This window comes from Vibrio sp. 1288 (assembly GCF_033344475.1).
Genome location: NZ_JAWPOX010000837.1, coordinates 1 through 587, shown reverse-complemented (window position 1 = coordinate 587; position 587 = coordinate 1). Strand labels below are relative to the sequence as shown.

The window sequence follows — 587 nt, the reverse complement described above, 5'->3', positions numbered from 1 at the left end:
TAACTCGATTGTCTTGAACTTACTCAAAACAACTTACATGCAGCTTAAATTGTGGCAGCCACTGATTGACCTAATGCCACAACTGGCGAAAGCAAAGCTAGTAACGGAAGAAGAGCAAGCAGAACTGATTCAGAAAGCACAATGTGGTTTACTGCATGAAGTCGCGCAACAACAAGGTAGCGAAGGGCTAATTTCTCATTGGAACAGTCTGGCTCGTAAAGTGAAGCAAGACACGCATCTTATTGCATGTTTTGCACGTGAGCTTATCGCTCGTAAAGCCGATACCGAAGCCTTTACCGTACTAAAAGAAGCACTGAAAAAGCAGCCTGAACCAGAACTTTACCAACTACTGCCAGACTTAAACCTACCAGATATCCATCCTGTAGTAGTCTTCCTAGAAGGTGTAGTAAAGAAAGAAGCTGACAACGCAGCGGCACACAGCGCTCTAGCACACTTCTACTTCCGCCAAGAGAAATGGCAACAAGCTCAGGAGCACTTTGAAATAGCTCTAAAACTTCGCTCAGACGTATCTGACTATGCTTTCCTAGCAGATACACTAGAGAAGCAAAATCTAACCAAAGCAGCTC

At 44.3% G+C, this 587-nt stretch carries 1 protein-coding gene; it reads left to right on the top strand.

Going from position 1 to position 587, the window contains the following annotated elements; genetic code table 11:
- A partial coding sequence (locus tag R8O11_RS29650) for a heme biosynthesis protein HemY (protein WP_412035097.1) occupies positions 1–587 on the top strand: 587 nt, incomplete at both ends.